This is a genomic window from Xanthomonas boreopolis (assembly GCF_046529185.1).
GTDB classification, from domain to species: Bacteria; Pseudomonadota; Gammaproteobacteria; order Xanthomonadales; family Xanthomonadaceae; genus Pseudomonas_S; species Pseudomonas_S boreopolis.
Map to the genome: position 1 here is coordinate 1718008 of NZ_CP097162.1, position 25680 is coordinate 1743687.

General features: G+C 67.7%; 23 protein-coding genes and 2 tRNA genes. All 25 read left to right on the forward strand.

Annotation, left to right across the window (positions count from 1 at the left end; translation table 11 throughout):
* The first annotated feature begins 12 nt into the window (after positions 1-12).
* The 25 genes from glmM to truB all read left to right on the forward strand — a co-directional run bounded on the left by glmM (position 13) and on the right by truB (position 25590).
* Positions 13-1374: a phosphoglucosamine mutase gene (gene glmM / locus M3M27_RS07615; RefSeq protein ID WP_434027660.1), complete on the forward strand. Its 1362-nt coding sequence runs from the start codon at positions 13-15 to the stop codon at positions 1372-1374.
* A gap of 55 nt (positions 1375-1429) precedes the next feature.
* On the forward strand, positions 1430-2368 hold the full coding sequence (locus M3M27_RS07620; protein ID WP_434027661.1) for an isopenicillin N synthase family dioxygenase: 939 nt from the start codon (positions 1430-1432) through the stop codon (positions 2366-2368).
* Between the two features lie 213 nt (positions 2369-2581).
* Positions 2582-3343 carry a triose-phosphate isomerase gene (gene tpiA / locus M3M27_RS07625; RefSeq protein WP_434027662.1) on the forward strand — a complete coding sequence of 254 codons (762 nt, stop codon included), beginning with the start codon at positions 2582-2584 and terminating at the stop codon, positions 3341-3343.
* A gap of 31 nt (positions 3344-3374) precedes the next feature.
* On the forward strand, positions 3375-3794 hold the full coding sequence (secG, locus tag M3M27_RS07630) for a preprotein translocase subunit SecG (RefSeq protein WP_434027663.1): 420 nt from the start codon (positions 3375-3377) through the stop codon (positions 3792-3794).
* A 47-nt stretch (positions 3795-3841) separates the two neighbouring features.
* Positions 3842-3926, forward strand: a tRNA-Leu gene (locus tag M3M27_RS07635).
* A 107-nt stretch (positions 3927-4033) separates the two neighbouring features.
* Positions 4034-4390 (forward strand): NADH-quinone oxidoreductase subunit A, encoded by a 357-nt coding sequence (locus M3M27_RS07640; RefSeq protein ID WP_140718837.1) that lies wholly within the window; start codon positions 4034-4036, stop codon positions 4388-4390.
* Positions 4381-4935, forward strand: a complete 555-nt coding sequence (locus M3M27_RS07645; protein ID WP_010343006.1) for a NuoB/complex I 20 kDa subunit family protein — start codon at positions 4381-4383, stop codon at positions 4933-4935. Before M3M27_RS07640 ends, M3M27_RS07645 begins: the two co-directional genes overlap by 10 nt.
* A gap of 33 nt (positions 4936-4968) precedes the next feature.
* The gene (locus tag M3M27_RS07650; protein WP_140718836.1) at positions 4969-5721 is read left to right on the forward strand and encodes an NADH-quinone oxidoreductase subunit C; all 753 of its coding nucleotides are present in this window, start codon (positions 4969-4971) and stop codon (positions 5719-5721) included.
* Positions 5718-7022: an NADH-quinone oxidoreductase subunit D gene (locus M3M27_RS07655; RefSeq protein ID WP_140718835.1), complete on the forward strand. Its 1305-nt coding sequence runs from the start codon at positions 5718-5720 to the stop codon at positions 7020-7022. Before M3M27_RS07650 ends, M3M27_RS07655 begins: the two co-directional genes overlap by 4 nt.
* On the forward strand, positions 7019-7546 hold the full coding sequence (gene nuoE, locus M3M27_RS07660) for an NADH-quinone oxidoreductase subunit NuoE (RefSeq protein ID WP_140718834.1): 528 nt from the start codon (positions 7019-7021) through the stop codon (positions 7544-7546). The genes M3M27_RS07655 and nuoE overlap by 4 nt, the downstream gene beginning before the upstream one ends.
* 4 nt (positions 7547-7550) lie before the next feature.
* On the forward strand, positions 7551-8891 hold the full coding sequence (gene nuoF, locus M3M27_RS07665; protein ID WP_434027664.1) for an NADH-quinone oxidoreductase subunit NuoF: 1341 nt from the start codon (positions 7551-7553) through the stop codon (positions 8889-8891).
* Entirely contained in the window at positions 8888-11122 is a 2235-nt protein-coding gene (nuoG, locus tag M3M27_RS07670; protein WP_140718832.1) for an NADH-quinone oxidoreductase subunit NuoG, read from the forward strand. The genes nuoF and nuoG overlap by 4 nt, the downstream gene beginning before the upstream one ends.
* Positions 11119-12210, forward strand: coding sequence for an NADH-quinone oxidoreductase subunit NuoH (gene nuoH / locus M3M27_RS07675; RefSeq protein WP_140718831.1), 1092 nt, complete (start codon positions 11119-11121; stop codon positions 12208-12210). Before nuoG ends, nuoH begins: the two co-directional genes overlap by 4 nt.
* A 5-nt stretch (positions 12211-12215) precedes the next feature.
* Complete coding sequence (gene nuoI / locus M3M27_RS07680) at positions 12216-12704, forward strand: NADH-quinone oxidoreductase subunit NuoI (RefSeq protein WP_140718830.1); 489 nt, start codon at positions 12216-12218, stop codon at positions 12702-12704.
* A 4-nt stretch (positions 12705-12708) separates the two neighbouring features.
* Positions 12709-13368, forward strand: a complete 660-nt coding sequence (locus M3M27_RS07685) for an NADH-quinone oxidoreductase subunit J (protein WP_434027665.1) — start codon at positions 12709-12711, stop codon at positions 13366-13368.
* Positions 13365-13670, forward strand: coding sequence for an NADH-quinone oxidoreductase subunit NuoK (gene nuoK, locus M3M27_RS07690; protein ID WP_140718828.1), 306 nt, complete (start codon positions 13365-13367; stop codon positions 13668-13670). The genes M3M27_RS07685 and nuoK overlap by 4 nt, the downstream gene beginning before the upstream one ends.
* A gap of 7 nt (positions 13671-13677) precedes the next feature.
* A complete protein-coding gene (gene nuoL, locus M3M27_RS07695) occupies positions 13678-15789 on the forward strand; it encodes an NADH-quinone oxidoreductase subunit L (protein WP_434027666.1) in 2112 nt (703 codons plus the stop codon).
* A gap of 20 nt (positions 15790-15809) precedes the next feature.
* Positions 15810-17315 (forward strand): NADH-quinone oxidoreductase subunit M, encoded by a 1506-nt coding sequence (locus tag M3M27_RS07700; RefSeq protein ID WP_140718826.1) that lies wholly within the window; start codon positions 15810-15812, stop codon positions 17313-17315.
* A 35-nt stretch (positions 17316-17350) separates the two neighbouring features.
* Positions 17351-18811, forward strand: coding sequence for an NADH-quinone oxidoreductase subunit NuoN (gene nuoN, locus M3M27_RS07705; protein WP_434027667.1), 1461 nt, complete (start codon positions 17351-17353; stop codon positions 18809-18811).
* Positions 18812-18998: 187 nt separating this feature from the next.
* Positions 18999-19075 (forward strand) — tRNA-Met (locus M3M27_RS07710).
* Positions 19076-19253: 178 nt separating this feature from the next.
* Positions 19254-19844: a ribosome maturation factor RimP gene (rimP, locus tag M3M27_RS07715; protein ID WP_140718824.1), complete on the forward strand. Its 591-nt coding sequence runs from the start codon at positions 19254-19256 to the stop codon at positions 19842-19844.
* Positions 19845-19848: 4 nt separating this feature from the next.
* Positions 19849-21360 carry a transcription termination factor NusA gene (nusA, locus tag M3M27_RS07720; protein ID WP_140718823.1) on the forward strand — a complete coding sequence of 504 codons (1512 nt, stop codon included), beginning with the start codon at positions 19849-19851 and terminating at the stop codon, positions 21358-21360.
* Positions 21361-21455: 95 nt separating this feature from the next.
* Positions 21456-24125 (forward strand): translation initiation factor IF-2, encoded by a 2670-nt coding sequence (gene infB, locus M3M27_RS07725; RefSeq protein WP_434027668.1) that lies wholly within the window; start codon positions 21456-21458, stop codon positions 24123-24125.
* A 101-nt stretch (positions 24126-24226) separates the two neighbouring features.
* Positions 24227-24586 (forward strand): 30S ribosome-binding factor RbfA, encoded by a 360-nt coding sequence (gene rbfA / locus M3M27_RS07730; RefSeq protein WP_434027669.1) that lies wholly within the window; start codon positions 24227-24229, stop codon positions 24584-24586.
* A 101-nt stretch (positions 24587-24687) separates the two neighbouring features.
* Positions 24688-25590, forward strand: coding sequence for a tRNA pseudouridine(55) synthase TruB (gene truB, locus M3M27_RS07735; protein WP_434027670.1), 903 nt, complete (start codon positions 24688-24690; stop codon positions 25588-25590).
* Positions 25591-25680: the final 90 nt, after the last annotated feature.

Below are 25680 nucleotides of genomic sequence, written 5' to 3' on the forward strand. Positions count from 1 at the left end.
CCCGGCTTTCCCATGAGCGCCCGCAAGTACTTCGGCACCGACGGCATCCGCGGCCGGGTCGGGCAGGGGCCGATCTCGGCCGATTTCGTGCTGCGCCTGGGCAATGCGCTCGGCCGCGTGCTCGGGCAGAAGCGCGCCGGCGGCAAGCGGCCGATGGTGCTGATCGGCAAGGACACGCGCATTTCCGGCTACATGTTCGAGGCCGCGCTGGAGGCCGGGCTGGTCGCCGCCGGCGCCGACGTGCAGCTGATCGGGCCGATGCCGACCCCGGCGGTGGCGTTCCTGACGAACACCTTGCAGGCCGATGCCGGCATCGTCATCAGCGCCTCGCACAATCCGCACTACGACAACGGCATCAAGTTCTTCTCCGCCGACGGCGAGAAGCTCGACGACGCCACCGAGGCGGCGATCGAGGCCGCGCTGGACGAGCCGTTCTTCACCGTCGAGTCCGAAGGCCTCGGCAAGGCCGCGCGCGCGCGCGACGCGATCGGGCGCTACATCGAGTTCTGCAAGGCCAGCGTGCCGCGCGGCTTCGACTTGCGCGGCATCCGCATGGTGCTCGATTGCGCGCACGGGGCCACCTACCACATCGCGCCGATGCTGTTCCGCGAACTGGGCGCCGAGGTGACCGTGATCGGCGCCGCGCCCGATGGGCTGAACATCAACGCCGGCGTGGGCTCGACCCACATCGACAACCTCGCCCTCAAGGTGCGCGAGGTCGGCGCCGATCTCGGCATCGCCTTCGACGGCGACGGCGACCGCGTGCTGATGGCCGACGACCAGGGCAACCCGGTCGACGGCGACGACCTGCTGTACGTGCTGGCGCGCGCCTGGCAGGCCAGCGGCCGCCTGAAGGGCGCGGTGGTCGGCACGCTGATGACCAACTACGGCCTGGAGAAGGCCCTGGCCGGCCTGGACATCCCGTTCAAGCGGGTCAACGTCGGCGACCGCTACGTGCACCAGGCGCTGGTCGAAGGGCAGGGCGTGCTGGGCGGCGAGACCTCCGGCCACGTGCTGTGCCTGGACCGCGCCACCACCGGCGACGGCATCGTCAGCGCGCTGCAGGTGCTGGAGGTGCTGCGCCGCGACGGCGTCTCGCTGCGCCAGGCGTTGTCGGGCCTGCAGAAGGTGCCGCAGAAAACCGTCAACGTCCGCCTCGAGGGCGCCAATGCCGAGGCGGCCGTCGCCGATGCCGGCGTGCAGCACGCGCTGCAGCAGGCGCAGGCGGCGGTGCAGGGGCGTGGCCGCGCGTTCCTGCGCCCGTCCGGCACCGAGCCGGTGGTGCGGGTCACCGTCGAGGCCGGCGACGAAGCGTTGATGCAGTCCACGCTCGACCGCCTCTCGGCCGCGGTGCGCCAGGCCGCGGCGGCCTGAACCATTCCCCGCCAGGCCGCCCATGCGCGCCGGCCACCTTCCTGGAGTCAAGACGATGAGTTCCCGCATTCCCACCCTCGACATCACCCGCTTCGAAAGCGACCGCGACGCCTTCGTCGCGGAGTTGGGCGCCGCGTACCGCGAATGGGGCTTCGCCGGCATCCGCAACCACGGCATCCCGCAGGCCGAGATCGATCGCGCCTACGAGGCGTTCAAGGCGTTCTTCGCGCTGCCGGAGGACGTCAAGAAGAAGTACCACGTGCCGGGCGGCGGCGGCGCGCGCGGCTACACCGCGTTCGGCGTCGAAACGGCCAAGGACTCCAAGCACTTCGACCTGAAGGAGTTCTGGCACATCGGGCGCGAGATCCCGGACGACTCCAAGTACCGCGACGTGATGCCGCCGAACCTGTGGCCGGTCGAGGTCCCGGGCTTCCGCGAGGCCGGCTACGGCCTGTACCAGGCGCTGGACAAGCTCGGCTCCAAGGTGCTGTCGGCCCTGGCCCTGCACATCGGGCTGCCGGCGGACTACTTCGCCGACAAGACCGACAACGGCAATTCGATCCTGCGCCCGATCCACTACCCGCCGATCACCGCCGACGACATCCCGAACGTGCGCGCCGGCGCGCACGAGGACATCAACCTGATCACCCTGCTGGTCGGGGCCAGCGCCGCCGGCCTGGAAGTGAAGTCCAAGCAGGGCGAGTGGGTGCCGTTCACCTCGGACGCGGACACCATCGTGGTCAACATCGGCGACATGCTGCAGCGCCTGACCAACCACGTGTACCCGTCCACCACCCACCGCGTGGTGAACCCGCCGGGCGAGGAGGCGCGCAAGCCGCGCTATTCGGTGCCGTTCTTCCTGCACCCGAACCCGGATTTCCTGATCGACGTGCTGCCCTCGACGATCACCCCGGACAACCCCAAGCGCTACCCGGAGCCGATCACCGCGCAGGGGTACCTGGAGGAGCGCCTGCGCGAGATCAAGCTCAAGTAGCGCCGGGCGGCGCCCGGCGGGCTCGGGATCCACGTCGCACGGGGTTCCTCGGCGCCGGGAGGGCGGGTCCGGCGGCAGGCGACCAGGGACAAGGGCCGGTCAATCGACCGGCCCTTGTCGTGTCCGGCATGTCCCGTCGCTGTCCATCCATAACCTGACGGAAGCGGTCGATAGATTATCCTTATACCTTTGGCATGTTCCCGAGGAGTCTCGATGTCCAAGCGCCGCAAGATCGTCGCCGGTAACTGGAAGTTGCACGGCACGCGCACCTTCGCCCACGAGCTGGTCCGCGAAGTCGCCGCCGGCCTGCCGATCGAGGGCGTGGAGGTGATCATCCTGCCGCCGCTGCCTTACCTGGGCGACCTGATCGAGGACTTCGAGGGCCGCCCAATCGGCTTCGGCGCCCAGAACGTCAGCAGCAACGAGGTCGGCGCCTATACCGGCGAGGTCTCCGCGGCGATGCTGGTGGATGTCGGCGCGACCTACGGGCTGGTCGGGCATTCCGAGCGGCGCGAGCACTACCACGAGGACAGCGAGCTGGTCGCGCGCAAGTTCCGGGCCGCGCTCAACGCGGGGCTTGTGCCGATCGTCTGCGTCGGCGAATCGCTGCAGCAGCGCGAGGCCGGGCAGGCCGAGGCGGTGATCGCCGCGCAGCTGGGCCCGGTGCTGGAGCTGGTCGGGGCCGAGGGGATCGGCCGGGGCATGGTCGCCTACGAGCCGATCTGGGCCATCGGCACCGGCCGCAGCGCCAGCCCGGAGCAGGCGCAGGGGATGCACGCCTTCATTCGTGGCGAAGTGCGCCGGCACGATGCTAGAATCGCCGATTCGTTGCCGATCCTGTATGGCGGCAGCGTGAAGCCCGACAACGCCGCCGTGCTGTTCTCGCAGCCGGACATCGATGGCGGGCTGGTGGGCGGAGCATCGCTGGTCGCCGGGGATTTCCTGGCCATCGCGCGGGCGGCCGCGAACAGATAAGCCAATAGGTCTCGTCCGGGACGGATTCGAAATGTTGATGTTGATCCTCAATGTGGTCTACGTGCTGGTGGCGATCGCGATGATCGCGCTGATCCTGATGCAGCGCGGCGCGGGCGCGGCCGCCGGTTCGGGTTTCGGCGCCGGCGCTTCCGGTACCGTGTTCGGCGCGCGGGGTGCATCGAATTTCCTGTCCAAGTCCACCAAGTGGCTGGCCGTGGTGTTCTTCGGCATCAGCCTGTTCATGGCGTGGTACGCCAGCCATGGTTCGCGCCCGGCCGACCAGGGCCTGGGCGTGATGTCGCAGGCCGCGACGCCGGTCCCGGCCGCGCCCGCCGGCGAGATGACCCAGCCGCTGCCCCAGGCCCCGGCGGCCGCCGCTCCCGCCCAGCAGCCCCAGCAGGCGCCGGCGAAGAGTGAAGAAAACGCTTCAGAACCATCACAAAAACACTGAAGCCGGTTACAATACGCTGCGCACTTGAGTACGGGTGCGCAACGTAAGCCCAGGTGGCGGAATTGGTAGACGCACTACCTTGAGGTGGTAGCGACGCAAGTCGTAGGGGTTCGAGTCCCCTCTTGGGCACCATGTTTGGCTGCGAGTCCTGTGCGTGTCGGTGATGCCGGCACGCGGGGGTTCGTTTATCCCCCATGCCCGCATGCGGTTGGTGCGGGCAGAGGCAAGAGAGAAAAGCCGTGCTGGCCGAATATTTGCCGAGTCTGCTGTTCCTGGTCGTCGCCACCGGTATCGGCATCGCCCTGATGCTGATCGGTAGTTTCCTCGGCCCCCGCCGTCCCGACGCGCAGAAGCTTTCGCCGTACGAGTGCGGTTTCGAGGCCTTCGAAGACGCGCGCATGAAGTTCGACGTGCGCTACTACCTGATCGCGATCCAGTTCATCGTCTTCGACCTGGAAATCATCTTCATCGTGCCCTGGACCCAGGTGTTCATGGATATCGGCCCGCGTTCGCTGGTCACCATGGGCCTGTTCGTCGGCATGCTTTTCCTTGGCTTTATCTACGTGTGGAAGAAGGGAGCGCTGGAATGGGAGTGATTCAGACCCTCGATCGTCTGATGACCAATCCGATCCCCGAGGGTCGGGTCGACGACATCCTGCGCCCGGAAGGCGAGAACCCGCTGCTCGAGAAGGGCTACGTGACCACCAGCGTCGACGCGCTGCTGAACTGGGCGCGCACCGGCTCGATGTGGCCGATGACCTTCGGCCTGGCCTGCTGCGCGGTGGAGATGATGCACGCCGGCGCGGCGCGCCTGGACCTGGACCGCTACGGCGTGGTGTTCCGCCCGTCGCCGCGTCAGTCCGACGTGATGATCGTGGCCGGCACGCTGGTCAACAAGATGGCCCCGGCACTGCGCAAGGTGTACGACCAGATGCCCGATCCCAAGTGGGTGATCTCGATGGGCAGCTGCGCCAACGGCGGCGGCTACTACCACTACTCGTATTCCGTGGTGCGCGGCTGCGACCGCATCGTGCCGGTCGACGTCTACGTGCCGGGCTGCCCGCCGACGGCCGAGGCGCTGGTCTACGGCATCCTCCAGCTGCAGAAGAAGATCTGGCGAACCCAGACCATCGCGCGCTGACCCCTCTACCTTAAAGAGAGCAGCCAAGCCCCCATGGCAGAGCAAGCATCCTCCTTCACCGACCGACTCAGTGCGCGCTTCGCCGGCGCCCGGGTCACCGTGGTCGAACCGCGCGGCGAAGTGACGCTGGAAGTGCCTGCGGCCGACTGGCATGCCACCTGCCTGGCGCTGCGCGACGAGTTCGGTTTCGAGCAGCTGTCCGACCTGTGCGGCGTCGACTATCTCGGCTACGGCAGCGACGAGTGGGATACCAGCGACGTGTCGTCGCAGGGATTCAGCCGCGGCGTCGAGGGCAAGGCCGTCGGCCGCTTCGCCTGGGGCGAGTTCCCCTCGCGCGAGACGGCCGAGGGCGTGCAGCCCGACGTGCTGCCGGCGCAGCGTTTCGCCGTCGTCGCGCAGCTGCGCTCCTACCAGCACAACCTGATGCTGCGCGTGCGCTGCTACGCGCCGAACGACGAGTTGCCGGTGGTGGCCTCGGTCACCGACGTCTGGCCGGGCGTGAACTGGTTCGAGCGCGAGGCGTTCGACCTGTACGGCATCGTCTTCTCCGGCCATCCGGACCTGCGCCGCATCCTCACCGACTACGGCTTCGTCGGCCACCCGTTCCGCAAGGACTTCCCGCTGATCGGCAACGTCGAGGTGCGCTACGACGAAGAGAAGAAGCGCGTGATCTACGAGCCGGTGACCTCGGTCGAGCCGCGCGTGAACGTGCCGCGCGTGATCCGCGACGACGCGCGCTACCAGACCGCGGCCGGCGAGTCCGCACAGACGGAGGCCGCCAAGTGAGCGAGTTCCACCAGGCCCACCAGGGCTTCGCGACGCCTGCGCAGAGCAAGCAGGAAATCCGCAACTACACGATGAACTTCGGTCCGCAGCACCCCGCCGCGCACGGCGTGCTGCGCCTGATCCTGGAAATGGACGGCGAGACCGTGGTCCGCGCCGACCCGCACATCGGCCTGCTGCACCGCGGTACCGAGAAGCTGGCCGAGACCAAGCCGTTCAACCAGTCGATCGGCTACATGGACCGGCTGGACTACGTGTCGATGATGTGCAACGAGCACGCCTACGTGCGCGCGATCGAGACCCTGATGGGCATCGAGGCGCCGGAGCGCGCGCAGTACATCCGCACGATGTTCGACGAGATCACCCGCATCCTGAACCACCTGATGTGGGTCGGGTCGAACGCGCTCGACCTGGGCGCGATGGCGGTGATGCTCTACGCGTTCCGCGAGCGCGAGGAGCTGATGGACGTCTACGAGGCGGTCAGCGGCGCGCGCATGCACGCCACCTACTACCGTCCGGGCGGCGTCTACCGCGACCTGCCGGACCGCATGCCGAAGTACAAGGAGTCGCGCTGGCACAAGGGCAATGCGCTGAAGAAGCTCAATGCCGCCCGCGAAGGCTCGATGCTGGACTTCCTGGAGAACTTCACCAACGAGTTCCCCAAGCGCGTCGACGAGTACGAGACGCTGCTGACCGACAATCGCATCTGGAAGCAGCGCACCGTCGGCGTCGGCGTGGTCGAGCCCGAGCTGGCCAAGGCCTGGGGCATGACCGGCGTGATGCTGCGCGGCTCGGGCATCGCCTGGGACCTGCGCAAGAAGCAGCCGTACGCCAAGTACGACGCGGTCGATTTCGACATCCCGCTCGGCACCCAGGGCGATTGCTACGACCGCTACCTCTGCCGCGTGGCCGAGATGCGCGAGTCCAACCGCATCATCAAGCAGTGCGTCCAGTGGCTGAAGGCCAACCCAGGCCCGGTCATGGTCAAGAACTTCAAGGTCGCTCCGCCCGCGCGCGAGGACATGAAGGACGACATGGAAGCGCTGATCCACCACTTCAAGCTGTTCAGCGAAGGCTATTGCGTGCCGGCCGGCGAGACCTACTGCGCCGTGGAAGCCCCGAAGGGCGAGTTCGGCTGCTACCTGGTCTCCGACGGCGCCAACAAGCCGTTCCGCGTGCACCTGCGCGCGCCGGGCTTCGTGCACCTGTCGTCGATGGACGCGGTGGTGCGCGGCTACATGCTGGCCGATGTGGTGGCGATGATCGGTACTTACGATTTGGTTTTCGGTGAGGTCGACCGATGAAGGCGACGGGTAATTTCGAGGCGGCGCGCGACGTCGATCCGATGGTGGTGCTCAGCGACAAGACGCGGGCGCACATCGACCACTGGCTCGCCAAGTTCCCGCCGGACCGCAAGCGTTCGGCGGTGCTGCAGGGCCTGCATGCCGCGCAGGAGCAGAACCAGGGCTGGCTGACCGACGAGCTGATCGCCGGCGTCGCCAAGTACCTGGACATCCCGCCGGTGTGGGCCTACGAGGTCGCCAGCTTCTACTCGATGTTCGAGACCGAGAAGGTCGGCCGCAACAACGTCGCCTTCTGCACCAACATCAGCTGCTGGCTCAACGGCGCCGAGGAACTGGTCGCGCATGCCGAGAAGAAGCTCGGTTGCAAGCTGGGCCAGTCCACCGCCGACGGGCGCGTCTACCTCAAGCGCGAAGAAGAATGCCTGGCCGGCTGCGCCGGTGCGCCGATGATGGTCATCAACGGCCATTACCACGAGCGCCTGACCAAGCAGAAGGTCGACGAGCTGCTGGACGGGCTGGAGTAACGGCATGGCACATCACCACGAATCCCATGGGCCGGTCGGCCCGGCGCCGCAGCCGTACCAGGTGGTCTACACCACGCTGCACTACGACACCCCGTGGTCGTACGAGAACTACCTGAAGACCGGCGGCTACGCCGCGCTGCGCAAGATCCTCGAGGAGAAGATCCCGCCGGCCGACGTGATCGAGATGGTCAAGCAGTCCGGCCTGCGCGGCCGCGGCGGCGCGGGCTTCCCGACCGGGCTGAAGTGGTCCTTCATGCCCAAGGGCGACATGCAGAAGTACATCCTGTGCAACTCGGACGAGTCCGAGCCGGGTACCTGCAAGGACCGCGACATCCTGCGCTACAACCCGCACTCGGTGGTGGAGGGCATGGCGATCGCCTGCTACGCCACCGGTTCGACCGTGGGCTACAACTACCTGCGCGGCGAGTTCCACCACGAGCCGTTCGAGCACTTCGAGCAGGCCCTGGCCGATGCCTACAAGCACGGCTGGCTGGGCAAGAACGTGCTGGGCTCGGGCGTGGACATCGACATCTACGGCGCGCTCGGCGCCGGCGCCTACATCTGCGGCGAGGAAACCGCGCTGATGGAGTCACTGGAAGGCAAGAAGGGCCAGCCGCGCTACAAGCCGCCGTTCCCGGCCAACTTCGGCCTGTACGGCAAGCCCTCGACGATCAACAACACCGAGACCTACGCCTCTGTGCCGGCGATCATCCGCAACGGCCCGGAGTGGTTCAAGGGCCTGAGCAAGACCGCCAACGGCGGCCCCAAGATCTTCTCGGTCTCCGGCTGCGTGCAGAAGGGCGGCAACTTCGAGGTGCCGCTGGGCACGACCTTCGACGAGCTGCTGGAGATGGCCGGCGGCCTGCGTCCGGGCCGCAAGCTGAAGGGGGCGATCCCGGGCGGCGTGTCGATGCCGGTGCTGAAGGCCGAGCAGCTCAAGGGCCTGCAGATGGACTACGACACCCTGCGCGCGCTCGGCACCGGCCTGGGTTCCGGCGCGATCGTGGTGCTCGACGACAGCGTCTGCTGCGTCAAGTTCGCCTGCCGCATCAGCCAGTTCTTCCACAAGGAATCGTGCGGCCAGTGCACGCCGTGCCGCGAAGGCACCGGCTGGATGCACCGGGTGCTGGAGCGCATCGTCGCCGGCAAGGCCACGATGGAAGACCTGCACCAGCTGCGTGCCGTGGCCGGCCAGATCGAGGGCCACACGATCTGCGCCTTCGGCGAGGCCGCGGCCTGGCCGATCCAGGGTTTCCTGCGCCAGTTCTGGGACGAATTCGAGTACTACATCGTCAACGGTCATTCGATGGTTGACGGCAAGAAGGTGGAGGCTGCTGCCGCATGAGCGCGCAACCGGTAAATCCAAACGTGCCGCCGGATCACGTCACCATCGAGATCGATGGGCAGAGCCTGGTCGTGCCGAAGGGCTCGATGATCATCCAGGCCGCCGACAAGGCCGGGATCCCGATCCCGCGCTTCTGCTACCACGACAAGCTGGCGATCGCGGCCAACTGCCGCATGTGCCTGGTCGACGTGGAGAAGTCGCCGAAGCCGTCGCCGGCGTGCGCGACGCCGGTGATGGACGGCATGAAGGTCTTCACCCGCAGCGACAAGGCGCTGAAGTACCAGCGCTCGGTGATGGAGTTCCTGCTGATCAACCACCCGCTGGACTGCCCGATCTGCGACCAGGGCGGCGAGTGCGAGCTGCAGGACGTCTCGCTCGGCTACGGCCGCTCGGTCAGCCGCTTCAACGAGCGCAAGCGCGTGGTCCCCGACGAGGACCTGGGCCCGCTGGTCGCCACCGAGATGACCCGCTGCATCCAGTGCACGCGCTGCGTGCGCTTCACCGCGGAAGTGGCCGGCACCTACGAGCTGGGCGGCATGTACCGCGGCGAGAACCTGCAGATCGGCACCTACGACGGCAAGCCGCTGACCACCGAGCTGTCCGGCAACGTGATCGACGTCTGCCCGGTCGGCGCGCTGACCAACAAGGTGTTCCAGTTCCGCGCCCGTCCGTGGGAGCTGCAGGCGCGCGAATCCCTGGGCTACCACGACGCGATGGGCTCGAACCTGTTCCTGCACGTGCGCCGCGGCGAAGTGCTGCGCGCGGTGCCGCGCGACAACGAAGCCGTCAACGAGTGCTGGTTGTCCGACCGCGACCGCTATTCGCACCAGGGGCTGTACAGCGCCGACCGCGCGCTCAAGCCGCTGAAGAAGGTCAACGGCGAATGGCAGGAAGTGAGCTGGGCCGAAGGCCTGGCCGCGGCCACCGAGATCCTCAAGGCCCACCGCGGCGACGCGCTCGGCGTGCTGGCGCACCCGGCCACCTCCAACGAGGAGGGCGCGCTGCTGGCCCGCCTGGCCGAGGGCCTGGGCACCGGCAACCTGGACCATCGCATCTACAACCGCGACTTCTCCGACGCCGCCATCGCCCAGCCGTTCGCGATGCCGCTGGCCGAGATCGAGCAGGCCGACGTGATCGTCCTGGTCGGCAGCAACGTCCGCCACGAGCTGCCGCTGCTGCATGCCCGCCTGCGCAAGGCGCAGACCAAGCACGGCGCCAGGATCCACTCGGTCAATCCGGTCGACTTCGACTTCGCCTTCGCGCAGGCCGGCAAGAAGATCGTGGCCCCCTCGGGCTACGCCGCCGCGCTGGAAGACGGCGCGCTACGCGATGCGGTCAAGGCCGGCACGCGTGCGGTGGTGATCGTCGGCGGGCTGGTCGAGAACCATCCGCAGGCCGCCACGCTGCGCAAGGCCGTGGCCGACTTCGCCGCCGCGACCGGCGCCGCGCTGTGCCGCATCCCGCAAGGCCCGAACAGCCTCGGCCTGGGCGCCCAGGGCGTGCTGCCGACCGGCCTCGACGCCTCGGCCATGCTGGCCCAGCCGCGCCAGGCCTACGTGATCTACGGCATCGAGCCCGGCCTGGACTTCGCCGACACCGCGGCTGCGCGCAAGGCGCTGGCCGGTGCCAAGGTGGTGGCGTTCAGCCAGTTCGCCTGCGCCTCGACCCGCGACGTGGCCGACGTGATCCTGCCGATCGGCGCGTTGCCGGAAATCGAGGGCACCCTGGTCAACCTCGACGGCCGTGCGCAAACCACGCGTGCCGCCGGCAAGCTGCCGGGCGAGGCCCGCGAGGGCTGGCGCGTGCTGCGTGCGCTCGGCGGCGAGCTGGGCCTGGCCGGTTTCGATTTCACCGACCTGGCCGGCCTGCGTGCAGGCATGCAGCAGCGCGACGTGGCGCCGAAGGCCTCGGCCCAGCCGTCCGTGGCGGGCGAGGGCCTGGAAGTGGCGGCGACGGCGGCGATCTACCGCACCGATGCCGTGGTGCGCCGCGCCCAGGCGCTGCAGTCGCATCCGCTGAACGTGGCGCCGCATGTCGCCCTGCATCCCGACGAGGCCGCGCGGCTGCAGGTGCGGGAAGGGCAGGTGGTCAAGGTCGGCACCGCCACCGGGCATGCCACCTTGCCGGTCGTCGTCGACGCGCGCGTGGCGGCCGGGACGGTCTGGATTGAGTCGGGCCACGGCGCTACCGCGCCGATCGGCGCCGGTCGCGTAACGGTGGTGGCTGCATGAACGAGATGCTGTTGAACGCGGTGGACCCGCTGCACCAGTGGTTCCTGGGACTGGGCACCATCGGCGCGATCCTGTGGATCGTGCTGAAGATCCTGCTGATCGCCGTGCCGGTGATCATCGCGGTCGCCTTCTACGTGGTCTGGGAGCGCAAGCTGATCGGCTGGATGCACGTGCGCCACGGGCCGATGTACGTCGGCATGGGCATCTTCCAGGCCTTCGCGGACGTCTTCAAGCTGTTGTTCAAGGAAGTCATCCAGCCGAGCAGCGCGCACAAGGCGCTGTACGTGATCGCCCCGCTGATCGTGCTCGCGCCGGCGTTCGCGGCCTGGTCGGTGGTGCCGTTCGACGCGAAGGTGGTGCTGTCCAACGCCAACGTCGGCCTGCTGTACCTGCTGGCGATGACCTCGCTGGGCGTGTACGGCATCATCCTCGCCGGCTGGGCCTCGAACTCGAAGTACGCCTTCCTCGGCGCGATGCGCTCGGCCGCGCAGGTGGTCAGCTACGAGATCGCGATGGGCTTCGCCCTGGTCGGCGTGATGATCGCCGCGCAGAGCGCGAACCTGAGCGAGATCGTGATGGCGCAAGCCGGCAGTTCCGGCTTCCTCGACTGGTTCCTGATCCCGCTGCTGCCGCTGTTCGTTGTGTACTGGGTGTCCGGCGTGGCCGAGACCAATCGCGCGCCGTTCGACGTGGTGGAAGGCGAATCGGAAATCGTGGCCGGCCACATGGTCGAGTACTCCGGCGGCGCGTTCGCGCTGTTCTTCCTGGCCGAGTACGCCAACATGATCCTGGTCAGCTTCCTGATCTCGATCTTCTTCCTCGGCGGCTGGTTGAGCCCGATCCAGGGCTGGGTCGCGGCGGACGTGTCGCCGTGGGTCAACTGGATCTGGACCGGCGGCTGGCCGTGGCTGCTGCTGAAGGTGCTGTTCTTCGCCAGCGCGTACATCTGGTTCCGCGCCAGCTTCCCGCGCTACCGCTACGACCAGATCATGCGCCTGGGCTGGAAGGTGTTCATTCCGTTGACCATCGTGTGGATCGCGGTCACGGCGCTGATGGTGTTCTACGGCGTGATCCAGAAGGGCGTTTGATTTCGATGAACAAGATCACCCACTACTTCAAGAGCCTGCTGCTCCTCGAGCTGATCGGCGGCCTGTGGCTGACGCTGAAGTACACCTTCAAGCCGAAGTACACCGTGCTGTACCCGATGGAGAAGTTCCCGCAGTCGCCGCGCTTCCGCGGCCTGCACGCGCTGCGCCGCTATCCGAACGGCGAGGAGCGCTGCATCGCCTGCAAGCTGTGCGAGGCGGTGTGCCCGGCGCTGGCGATCACCATCGACTCGGCCAAGCGCGAGGACGGCACCCGCCGCACCACGCGCTACGACATCGACCTGTTCAAGTGCATCTTCTGCGGCTTCTGCGAGGAGAGCTGCCCGGTCGACTCGATCGTGGAGACCCACATTCTCGAGTACCACTTCGAGAAGCGTGGCGAGAACATCGTTTCCAAGCCGCAGCTGCTGGCGCTGGGTGATCGGCTCGAGGCCGAGATCGCCGAGCGCCGCGCCGCCGACGCCGCCTTCCGCTGAGGTCATGATGGACTGGGTCAATATCGCTTTCTGGGCCTTCTCCGCCATCGCGGTCGTCGCCGCGGGCGCGGTGATCAGCGTGCGCAACCCCGTGTACGCCGTGCTGTGCCTGATCCTGACGTTCTTCTCCATCGCCTGCGTGTGGCTGCTGGTCGGCGCCGAGTTCCTGGGCGTCACGCTGGTGCTGGTCTACGTCGGCGCGGTGATGGTGCTGTTCCTGTTCGTGGTGATGATGCTGGACATCGACACCAGCCGCCTGCGCGAGGGCTGGGTGAAGTACCTGCCGGTCGGCGCGGTCGTGGCGGTGGCGATGCTCGTGCAGATGATCACCCTGATCGGGGTCAAGGCGCGTTCGGCCACGCCGCTGCCGGCCGACAACGCCGCCGCCCAGGCCGCCGACGTGTCCAACCTGAAGTGGCTGGCGCACAGCCTGTTCACCGAGTTCCTGCTGCCGTTCGAGTTCGCCGCCGTCATCCTGACCGTGGCGGTGATCGCCGCGGTGATGCTGACCCTGCGCAAGCGCGAGGGCGTGAAGACCCAGGACGCCAGTGCGCAGACCCGGGTGAAGGCCGGCGACCGCCTGCGCATGGTCAAGATGCCCGTCGAGAAGAAGCCGGCCGCGTCGTCCGGTTCCAATGCCGAAGCACAGGAGGCTAAGTCGTGATCACCCTGGGCCACCTGCTCGCGCTGGGCGCGGTGCTGTTCTGCATCAGCCTGGCCGGCATCTTCCTGAACCGCAAGAACATCATCGTGCTGTTGATGTCGATCGAGCTGCTGCTGCTGTCGGTCAACATCAATTTCATCGCCTTCTCCCGCCAGATGGGCGATCCAGCCGGCCAGTTGTTCGTGTTCTTCATCCTGACCGTGGCGGCCGCCGAGGCCGCGATCGGTCTGGCGATCCTGACCACCCTGTTCCGTACCCGCCGCACGATCAATGTGGCCGAAGTCGATTCGCTGAAGGGCTGAGCCGTAGATGGAAATCACTCTCTCCAAGAATCTGCTGATCGCCGTGGTGCTTGCGCCGCTGCTGGGCAGCATCATCGCGGGCCTGCTGGGCCGGCAGGTGGGGCGCAAGGGCGCGCAGCTCGTCACCATCCTCGGCGTCGCCGTCAGCTGCGCGCTGTCGTGCTGGACGCTGTACCAGCTGGTCGGGCAGGGCGCGGTGCCGTTCAACCAGAACGTCTACACCTTCTTCGAGGTCGGCAACTACTCCGCCCACGTCGGCTTCATGGTCGACCGCCTGACCGCGATGATGATGGTCGTGGTGACCTTCGTGTCGCTGCTGGTGCACGTGTACACCATCGGCTACATGGCCGACGACCCGGGTTACCAGCGCTTCTTCAGCTACATCTCGCTGTTCACCTTCTCGATGCTCACCCTGGTGATGAGCAACAACTTCCTGCAGCTGTTCTTCGGCTGGGAAGCGGTGGGCCTGGTGTCGTACCTGCTGATCGGCTTCTGGTTCAAGCGCCCGACCGCGGTGTTCGCCAACATGAAGGCGTTCCTGGTCAACCGCGTCGGCGACTTCGGCTTCATCCTCGGCATCGCCGGCGTGCTGCTGTGGTTCGGCTCGCTGGACTACTCGGTGGTGTTCGCCAACGCGCCGCTGCTGGCCGGCGCCCAGGTGCAGCTGTTCGAGGGCCATACCTGGAGCGTGATGACCCTGATCTGCATCTGCCTGTTCATCGGCGCGATGGGCAAGTCGGCGCAGGTCCCGCTGCACGTGTGGCTGCCGGACTCGATGGAAGGCCCGACCCCGATCTCGGCGCTGATCCACGCCGCGACGATGGTGACCGCCGGCATCTTCATGGTCGCGCGCATGTCGCCGCTGTTCGAGCTATCGCAGGCCGCGCTGGACTTCGTGCTGTTCGTCGGCGCCACCACCGCGTTCTTCACCGGCCTGATCGGCATCGTGCAGAACGACATCAAGCGCGTGGTCGCGTACTCGACCCTGTCGCAGCTGGGCTACATGACCGTGGCGCTGGGCGTGTCGGCGTACTCGGCGGCGGTGTTCCACCTGATGACCCATGCCTTCTTCAAGGCGCTGCTGTTCCTCGCCGCCGGTTCGGTGATCATCGGCATGCACCACGAGCAGGACATGCGCAAGATGGGCGGCCTGCGCAAGTACATGCCCATCACCTACATCACCAGCGTGATCGGCACGCTGGCGCTGGTGGGCACGCCGTTCTTCTCGGGTTTCTACTCGAAGGACACCATCATCGAGGCGGCCGCCCATCACGCCCACGAGGCGCACAGCTGGGTGGCGAACTACGGCTACTGGGCGGTGCTCGGCGGCGTGCTGGTGACCAGCTTCTACAGCTTCCGCCTGCTGTTCCTGACCTTCCACGGCAAGGAGCGCTTCCGCGACGCGCATGACGACCATGCGCATGGCCATGGCGCCCACGCCCACGACGACCACCACGCCCACGACGATCATGGCCACCACGGCGCCCACGAGCCGCACGAGTCGCCCTGGGTGGTGACCCTGCCGCTGGTCCTGCTGGCGATCCCGTCGATCGCGGTCGGCTTCTTCTCGATCGGCCCGATGCTGTTCGGCACCGACTGGGCCGGCCACCACGCCGCCGAGGCGATCAAGGGCCAGGCCGTGTCGTTCTTCACCGGCATCGTCGACTTCTACGATCCGGCGCGCGACACGGTCGGCGCGCTGGCCGAGGAGTTCCACGGCCCGGTCGCCTTCGCCCTGCATGGCCTGACCGCGTGGCCGTTCTTCCTGACGGTGGCCGGCTTCCTGCTGGCGGCGCTGATGTACCTGTGGAAGCCGGAGCTGGCCGCCAGGGCGCGCGAGGCCTTCTCGCTGCCGGTGCGCATCCTCGAGAACAAGTACGGCTTCGACAAGCTCTGGATCGGCGGTTTCGCCGGCGGCGGCGTCAAGCTGGGCAAGGTCTCGCGCGCCATCGACACCTACGTCGTGGACGGCGCCGCGGTGAACGGCTCGGCGCGCCTGGTCGACCTGGCGGCGAACCTGCTGCGCCGCACGCAATCCGGTTTCCTCTACCACTACGCCTTCGCGATGATCATCGGTCTGATCGCTCTGCTGGCGGTACTGATGCATTACTGGCGTTGACCTGTACGGAATAAGAAGACGTGTCGAACTGGCCCTTACTGTCTGTCCTGATCTGGCTGCCGATCGTCGGCGGTGCCCTGATCCTCGCACTGCGCAATGCGCAGGCCGCCCGCTGGGCGTCGCTGCTGGTCGCCGTGGTGACGTTCCTGCTCAGCCTGCCGTTGCTGAGCGGATACGACACCGGCAACGACGCCCTGCAGTTCGTCGAGCAGCACGCGTGGATCCCGGCCTACGACATCGGCTACAACCTGGGCGTGGACGGGATCGCGGTGGCGCTGATCCTGCTGACCACGCTGGTGACGGTGCTGGCGCTGATCGGCGCGTGGAGCGCGATCGAGAAGCGGGTCAACCAGTACGTGGCCGCGTTCCTGATCCTGGAAGGCGTGACCGTGGGCATCTTCGCGGCGACCGACGCGATGCTGTTCTACGTGTTCTTCGAGGCGATGCTGATCCCGATGTTCCTGATCATCGGCGTCTGGGGCGGCCCGCGCCGCATCTACGCGGCGATCAAGTTCTTCCTGTACACCTTCCTCGGCTCGGTGCTGATGCTGGTGGCGCTGATCTACCTGTACCTGAAGGGCGGCAGCTTCCAGCTGCACGACCTCTACGCGCTGCAGCTGACCGCCAGGGAGCAGACCTGGATATTCTTCGCGTTCCTGATCGCCTTCGCGGTCAAGGTGCCGATGTTCCCGGTGCATACCTGGCTGCCCGACGCGCACGTGGAGGCGCCGACCGCCGGTTCGGTGATCCTGGCCGCGATCGCGCTGAAGATCGGCGGCTACGGCTTCCTGCGCTTCAACCTGCCGATCGTGCCGGACGCCAGCCACGAATGGGCCTGGCTGGTGATCGCGCTGTCGCTGGTCGCGGTGATCTACGTCGGCCTGGTCGCGCTGGTGCAGGACGACATGAAGAAGCTGGTGGCGTACTCGTCGGTCGCGCACATGGGCTTCGTCACCCTGGGCACGTTCATCGCCTTCACCCTGGTGCGCGACTACGGCAGCGTCGATGCCGCGCGCCTGGGCCTGCAGGGCGCGATGGTGCAGATGATCTCGCACGGCTTCGTGTCCGGCGCGATGTTCTCCTGCATCGGCGTGCTGTACGACCGCATGCATACCCGCCGCATCGCCGACTACGGCGGCGTGGTCAACGTGATGCCGTGGTTCGCCACCTTCGCCATGCTGTTCTTCATGGCCAACGCGGGCCTGCCGGGCACCAGCGGCTTCGTCGGCGAGTTCATGGTGATCCTGGCCAGCTTCCAGAAGCACCCGTTCGTCGCCTTCGGCGCGGCGACCACGCTGGTGATCACCGCCGCCTACACGCTGTGGCTGTACAAGCGCGTGTTCTTCGGCGAGGTGGCCAATGCCCACGTCGCCGAGTTGAAGGACATCAACGGCCGCGAGGCGTTCGTGCTCGGCGTGTTCGCCGCCGGCGTGCTGGCCCTGGGCCTGTATCCGAAGCCGCTGACCGATCTGATGGAGCCGTCGATCGCCAAGCTCGCCACGCAGATCGCCGCGAGCAAGCTCTGAACGGCCGTTGCAAGACTTGATTCCAGGATTTGATGATGACCACGCCAACGCCCTTGTCGTTGACCACCGCTGATCTGGCACCCCTGGCCCCCGAGCTGGTGCTCGTCGCCGGCGCCTTCGCGCTGCTGATGATCGACCTGTTCGTGAGCCAGCGGCACAAGGCGGTCACGCACGTGATCTCGGTGGCCATCCTGGCCATCGTGTTGGCCATGCTGGCCACCGGTACCGGGGGGCAGGGGGAGGTCTTCCACGGCATGTTCGTGCGCGATACCGCCGCGGACGTGATGAAGGCGGTGATCGTGCTGGTCAGCGGCCTGACCCTCGTCTACGGCTGGAGCTACCTGCGCGAGCGCAACCTGTTCCAGGGCGAGATACCGGTGCTGGTGCTGTTCGCCACCTCGGGCATGATGATCCTGGTCTCGGCCGGCAGCCTGCTGATGGTGTACCTGGGCCTGGAGCTGCTGGCGCTGTGCTCCTACGCGCTGGTCGCCTCCAACCGCGACAACGCGCTGGCGACCGAGGCGGCGATGAAGTACATCGTGCTGGGCTCGCTGGCCTCGGGCCTGCTGCTGTACGGCATGTCGCTGATCTACGGAGCCACCGGCACGCTGAGCCTGGCCGGCATCCACGAGGCGATCGACGGTTCGTCCGAGAAGACCCTGCTGCTGACCGGCACGATCTTCATGATCGCCGGCGTGGCCTTCAAGCTCGGCGCCGCGCCGTTCCACATGTGGCTGCCGGACGTCTACCAGGGCGCGCCGGCGCCGATCGCGCTGTTCATCAGCTCGGCGCCGAAGCTGGCGGCGTTCGGCATGGCCTACCGGCTGCTCGAGGTGGGCGTCGGCCCGCTGTCGCAGCAGTGGCACCTGCTGATCGGCGGCCTGGCGGCGGCGTCGCTGGTGATCGGCAACCTGATGGCGATCGCGCAGAGCAACCTCAAGCGCATGCTGGCGTACTCGACCGTTTCGCACATCGGCTTCCTGCTGATGGGCGTGGCCGGCGGGGACGAGCGCGGCTACGCGGCGGCGATGTTCTATGCGGTGAGCTACGCGATCATGTCCACCGCGTCCTTCGGCGCGATCATCGCGCTGTCGCGCAGCGGCTTCGAGGCCGAGAACATCGACGACTTCAAGGGGCTGAACGCGCGCAACCCGTGGATGGCCGGCCTGGTGCTCTGCATCATGGCGTCGCTGGCCGGCATCCCGCCGTTCCTGGGCTTCTGGACCAAGCTGGCGGTGCTCGGCGCGGCGGTGCACGGCGACATGCTGTGGCTGGCGATCCTGGGCGTGATCTGCGCCGTGATCGGTGCCTACTACTACCTGCGCGTGATCAAGGTCATGTACTTCGACGAGCCGGTCGGCGAGCCGCTCCCGGCCAACAACGACCGCGTGCTGGGAATCGTGCTGGGCGTCAATTCGCTGGCCCTGCTGGCGCTGGGCCTGGCCTGGAACCCCATCATGGTGTGGTGCCAGCGCGCCTTCGCCGGGCTGGCCTGATCGGCCGTTCTGCGCCCGCGGCCTCCGTTCGCATGGAGGCCGCGGCGACGGATTGGGTTGTTCGTATTCCTTAATCGGAATACAGCGGTTATCATTGACCGCCTCGATGGACGCGCTTCGGCCGATCATCGATCGAGTGAACAGGGCTTGCAATGTTTCCCCGGTTCCCTCATAATTCCGCTTCTGCTGCGGGGTGGAGCAGTCTGGCAGCTCGTCGGGCTCATAACCCGAAGGTCGCAGGTTCAAATCCTGCCCCCGCTACCAAGTTTCGGTTCGTTGCCTTTGCGGCGAATGTCCTTGGAATCGCAAAGACGCTTGTTCCCGTCTTTGCGCCAACCCTCCGAGGTTGGATTTTTTCGCGCAAGGGGCCCACTGGGCCCCTTGTTGTTTCCGGGGCTCATGTTTTTCCGGGGCCTCGCTAGTCAGACTGGATCAGGTGGCTGTGAGCGACAAGGCAACCGAAATCGCGAATATGCTGGCTCCCACGGTGCAGGCCCTGGGGCTCGAGCTGCTGGGCGCGGAATACCTCCCCGCGCCCGGCAGCGCGACCTTGCGCCTGTACATCGACGTTCCGTTGGCGGAGCAGCCCGAGCGGGTGGTGAACATCGACGACTGCGAGCGGGTGAGCCGCGAGGTTTCGGCGCAGTTGGACGTGGAAGACCCGATCAGCGGCAACTACACGCTGGAAGTGTCCTCGCCGGGCGTCGACCGCCCGCTGTTCACGCTGGACCAGTTCGCCCGCCATGTCGGCGAATCGGCGAAGGTCGGCCTGAAGCTGCCGCAGGACAACCGCAGGCGCCTGCAGGGGACGATCGTCCGCGTCGAGGCGGCGGCCGGCCAGGTCGTCTTCGACGTCGACGGTAGCGAGATGGCGGTCGCTTTCGACAACATCGACAAGGCGCGGATCGTCCCCGACTGGGTCGCTCTGGGGCTGGCGCCGCAGAAACCGAACAAGCCGGGCCCGAAGAAGGCGGGCCAGGCCAAGAAGAAACCATCCAACGAGTCGGCGGCCGGCAAGCCGCGCGCGGAGTGATCAGATGAGCAAGGAACTTTTGCTGGTAGTGGACGCGGTCGCCAACGAGAAGGGCGTCCCGCGTGAAGTCATCTTCGAGGCGATCGAGGCGGCGCTGGCGTCGGCGGCGAAGAAGCGCTACGTGGACCAGGACGTGCTCACGCGCGTGAGCATCGACCAGAAGGATGGCAGCTACGAGACCTTCCGCCGGTGGGAAGTGGTGGCCGACGACGTGGTGATGGAGTCGCCCGACCGGCAGATCCGCCTGATGGACGCGATCGATGAGGCCGATGGCGTCGAGGTCGGCGACTACATCGAGGAGCAGATCGAGAACCCGGACTTCGGGCGCATCGCCGCGCAGGCCGCCAAGCAGGTGATCGTGCAGCGCGTGCGCGAGGCCGAGCGCCAGCAGGTCGTAGACGCCTGGAAGGACCGCGTGGGCGAGCTGGTCACCGGCGTGGTCAAGCGCGTGGAGCGCGGCAACATCTACGTCGACCTGGGCGGCAACGCCGAAGCCTTCATCCCCAAGGACAAGGGCATCCCGCGCGACGTGCTGCGCGCCGGCGACCGCGTGCGCGGCTACCTGGCCGAGGTGCGCTCCGAGCCGCGCGGCCCGCAGCTGTTCATCAGCCGCGCCGCTCCCGAATTCATGATCGAGCTGTTCAAGCTCGAGGTGCCGGAAGTCGGCCAGGGGCTGGTCGAGATCAAGGCCTGCGCGCGCGATCCGGGCGACCGCGCCAAGATCGCCGTGATCGCGCACGACAACCGCACCGATCCGATCGGCGCCTGCATCGGCATGCGCGGCTCGCGCGTCCAGGCGGTCTCCAACGAGCTCAACGGCGAGCGCGTGGACATCGTGCTGTGGAACGAGAACCCGGCCAACTTCGTCATCAACGCGATGGCGCCGGCGGAGGTGCAGTCGATCATCGTCGACGAAGAGAAGCATTCGATGGACCTGGCCGTGGCCGAGGACCGGCTGGCCCAGGCGATCGGCAAGGGCGGCCAGAACGTGCGCCTCGCCAGCCGCCTGACCGGCTGGCAGCTCAACGTGATGACCGCCGACCAGGTCGCCGCCAAGTCGGAAGCCGAGCAGGCGGCCGCGCGCCAGCTGTTCATGGACAAGCTGGAGGTCGACGAGGAGATCGCCGGCATCCTGGTGTCCGAGGGCTTCAACACGGTCGAGGAAATCGCCTACGTCCCGGTCGGCGAGCTGCTGGCGGTGGAGGGCTTCGACGAGGACATCGTCGAGGAGCTGCGCGCCCGCGCCCGCGACGCGCTGCTCAATGCCGCGCTGGCCGAGGAGGAAGGGCTGGACGAGCAGCAGCCGGCCGACGACCTGCTGGCGCTGGAAGGCATGGACGAGGCCACCGCCTTCGCCCTGGCCGCGCACGGCGTGCGCACCAGCGAGGACCTGTCGGACCTGGCCGCCGACGAGATCGTCGAGTTCGGGATCGAGGGCATGACCGCCAAGCGCGCCGCCGCGCTGATCCTGGCCGCCCGTGCCGAGGAGATCGCCCGCCTGGAGCGCGGCGAATGAGCCGGCGATGAACCGCGCCCTGACCCCTTCAGGGCTTAGAATCTGCGTTTCCCTTGCGATGGGCGAGGGGGCGCCCACCAGAGCATAGGATCCGAATGTCGCAGCAAACCACCATCCGCAAGCTTGCCGAACTGGTCAACACGCCGGTCGAGAAGCTGCTGGAGCAACTGGCCGAGGCCGGCATGAAGTTCAGCGGTCCCGACCAGGTCGTGACCAGCACCGAGAAGATGAAGCTGTTGGGCTTCCTGCGTCGCATGCACGGCAAGTCCGAGGCTTCGGCCGAGGCCGTGGGCGAGGCGCCCAAGAAGATCACGCTCAACCGCCGCAAGCTGCAGGAGGTGACCGTCAACGCCGGTCGCAGCAAGACGACGGTGAACGTGGAAGTGCGCCAGAAGCGCACCTACGTCAAGGCCGCCGAGAACGAGGCGGCGCCGCGGGCCTCCGCCGGCCCGGTGGACGACGAGCGCGCCGAGATCCTGCGCAAGCTCGAGGAGTCCCGCCAGCGCAACCTGGCCGAGCAGCAGCGCCTGGCCGAGATCGACCGCCAGCGTGCCGAGGAACTCGAGCGCAAGCGCAAGGAAGAAGAAGCCGAGCGCGAGCGCCAGGAGGCCGAGCGGCGCGCCGTCGAGGCCGCGGCAGCGGCCGAAGCCGCGCCGGCCGGTGCCGACGGCACCGATGACGAGGCGCCTGCGCCGCGTGCCGCGCGCACCGCGCCGGCCGCGCGTCCGGCCGCGCCTGCGCCGCGTTCCGCGCCGCGCAGCGACGATCGCGGTGCCCCCCGGCACAAGAGCCGCGGTTCGCACGCGATGGTAGCCGGCGTGGACGACGACGATACGACCAAGCGTTTCGCCGGACAGTTGCACCTGTCGGCGGCCGACCGGGCGCGTCGTTCCAGCTCCAATACCCGCGGTCGTCCGGGCAAGGCGTCGCAGGGCTCGCGCCGCGGCAACGAGCCCTCGCGCAGCGGCGGCGGCAGCCATGGATTCGAGCGCCCGACCGCCCCGGTGGTGCGCGAGGTCGCCATCGGCGACACCATCACCGTGGCCGACCTGGCGCAGAAGCTGGCGCTGAAGGGCGGCGACGTGGTGAAGGCGCTGTTCAAGATGGGCGTGATGGCCACCATCACCCAGAGCATCGACCACGACACCGCGGTGCTGGTCACCGAGGAACTGGGCCACAAGGCCACGCGCGCCGACAGCGCCGACTTCGAGGACGCGCTGCTGGCGCATGCCGAGGAAGTGCAGGGCGAGACCTCGCCGCGTCCGCCGGTGGTCACCATCATGGGCCACGTCGACCACGGCAAGACCTCGCTGCTGGACTACATCCGCCGTACCAAGATCGCCTCGGGCGAGGCCGGCGGCATCACCCAGCACATCGGCGCCTATCACGTCGAGACCCCGAAGGGCGTCATCAGCTTCCTGGACACCCCCGGCCACGCCGCGTTCACCTCGATGCGTGCCCGCGGCGCCAAGATCACCGACATCGTGGTGCTGGTGGTCGCGGCCGACGACGGCGTGATGCCGCAGACCAAGGAAGCGGTGCAGCACGCGAAGGCGGCCGGCGTGCCGCTGATCGTGGCGGTGAACAAGATCGACAAGTCCGACGCCGACCCGCTGCGCGTGAAGAACGAGCTGCTGGCCGAGGACGTGGTGGCCGAGGAGTTCGGCGGCGACACCCAGTTCGTCGAGGTCTCGGCCAAGACCGGCCAGGGCATCGACAACCTGCTCGACGCCATCAGCCTGCAGGCCGAGGTGCTCGAACTGAAGGCCGTGGCCGAAGGCCGCGCCAGCGGCACGGTGATCGAATCCTCGCTGGACAAGGGACGCGGCCCGGTCGCGACGGTGCTGGTGCAGCAGGGCCGCCTGAAGAAGGGCGACTACCTGGTGTGCGGCATCCAGTACGGCCGCGTGCGTGCGCTGTTCGACGAGACCGGCAAGCAGCCCGAGTTCGCCGGGCCGTCGATCCCGGTGCAGGTGCTCGGCCTGTCCGGCGTGCCGGATGCCGGCGACGACTTCGTGGTCGTCGACGACGAGCGCCTGGCCAAGGACGTCGCGCAGCAGCGCGAGGCCAAGCGCCGCGAGTCGCGGCTGGTGGCCTCGGCGGGCAACCGCATGGAGGACATCCTGGCGCAGATGGGCAAGGGCGAGGGCCAGCAAGTCCTCAACCTGGTCATCAAGGCCGACGTGCAGGGCTCGGTGGAGGCGCTCAAGCAGGCGCTGGTGGCGCTGTCCAACGACGACATCCGCATCAACGTGATCCACGCGGGCGTCGGCGGCATCACCGAGTCGGACGCCAACTCGGCGGTCGCGGCCAAGGCCACGGTGATCGGCTTCAACGTCCGCGCCGACGCGTCGGCGCGCAAGATCATCGAGTCCAACGGCGTGGACCTGCGCTACTTCTCGATCATCTATGACGTGATCGACCAGGTGAAGCAGGTGGCTTCCGGCCTGTTGGGCGTGGAGATCCGCGAGGAGATCATCGGCATCGCCGAGGTCCGCGACGTGTTCCGCAGCTCCAAGTTCGGCGCGGTCGCCGGCTGCATGGTGGTCGAGGGCGTGGTCAAGCGGAGCAAGCCGATCCGCGTGCTGCGCGACAATACCGTGGTGTTCGAGGGCGAGCTGGAATCGCTGCGTCGCTTCAAGGACAACGTCGACGAGGTGCGCAACGGTACCGAGTGCGGCATCGGCGTGAAGGCCTACAACGACGTCAAGGTAGGCGACCAGATCGAGTGCTTCGAGCGCATCGAAGTGGCGCGGACGCTGTGAGGCCGTGATTCGGGATTCGGGATTCGTGATTCGCAAAGGCGGAACACGTTCCCCGATCCCGCCACTGCTTGGCGAATGACAAATCACGAATCACGAATCACATGCCCACCAAATCCTTCCACCGTACCGACCGGGTCTCTGCGCAGATGCGCCGGGACCTGGGCACGATCGTGCACGCCGCCGTGCGCGAGCACGGGTTGCCTTCGGTCAGCGTTTCCGACGTCGAGGTGAGCCGCGACCTGGCGCATGCCAAGGTGTTCGTCACCGCGCTGCAGCCGGAGCGCTCGGCCGAGGCGGTCAAGGGCCTGAAGGAACTGGCCCGCGAATTGCGGACCCAGTTGGCGCGCGCGATGAAGCTGCGCCACGTGCCGGAACTGCACTTCCAGTACGACGATTCGGTGGACCGCGGCGAGCGCATCGGCAACCTGCTGCGCGATCTGCCGAAGGCCGACGAAGAATAAGCCGTCCCGGCTGTGGCGCCCGGTTGCCAGCCGGGTAGGCCCGTCGGGACCGGGGCCCGCCCGCAACGGCAGGCCCGGCTTCGCACCGCACTCGATCCTGAATGACCTCGAAGAAGATTTCCTTCCGTCGCCTGGACGGCATCCTCTTGCTCGACAAGCCGGCAGGCATGAGCTCCAACGGGGCGTTGCAGGCCGCACGCCGGCTGTTGCGGGCCGAGAAGGGCGGGCACACTGGCAGCCTGGACCCGCTCGCGACCGGCCTGTTGCCGTTGTGCTTCGGCGAGGCGACCAAGATCGCCGGGTTGCTGCTCGGCTCGGCCAAGGCCTACGAGGCCGGGGTGGTCCTGGGCGCCACCACCGATACCGACGACGCCGACGGCGTGGTGCTGCGCGAGCGACCGGTGCCGGCCCTGGACATGGCTTCGGTGCGTGCGGCCCTGCAGCCGCTGACCGGACGCATCCGGCAGCGCGCGCCGATCTATTCCGCGCTCAAGCAGGGCGGCGAACCGCTGTACGCCCGGGCGCGACGCGGCGAGGCCATCCAGGCGCCGGTGCGCGAGGTCGAGGTGCAAGCGATCGAGGTCCTGGAGCTGGCCGCCGGGCGCCTGCGCCTGCGGGTGACCTGCGGCTCCGGGACGTACATCCGCAGTCTGGCCCGGGACCTGGGCGAGGCCCTGGGATGCGGGGCGCATATCGCCACGCTGCGGCGCCTGTGGGTGGAGCCGTTCCGGGAGCCCGGGATGGTCACGCTGGAAGCCCTGGAAGCGGCCCCGGAGGCCGGGCGCGAGGCGATGCTGTTGCCGCTGGCGGACGGACTGGCCGGGTTCCCGCGGCTGGAGCTCGACGGCGAGCAGGCGCGCCGCTTCCGCATGGGCCAGCGCCTGCGCGATGTGGCCTTTCCGCAGGGGCAGGTCGCGGTGTTCGGGCCCGACGGGGCGGCGAGCGGCCTCGGCCACGTGGACGGTTCAGGTTTGTTGTCGCCGCAGCGGCTGTTCAACCCCTGAATCCGGCCCGGATCCAGCCCGCGCCAAGCCCGCGCCAAGCCCGCGCCTTGTTCCGGGAAGTCGCCAACGTTACAATTTCGTGCGCCTTTC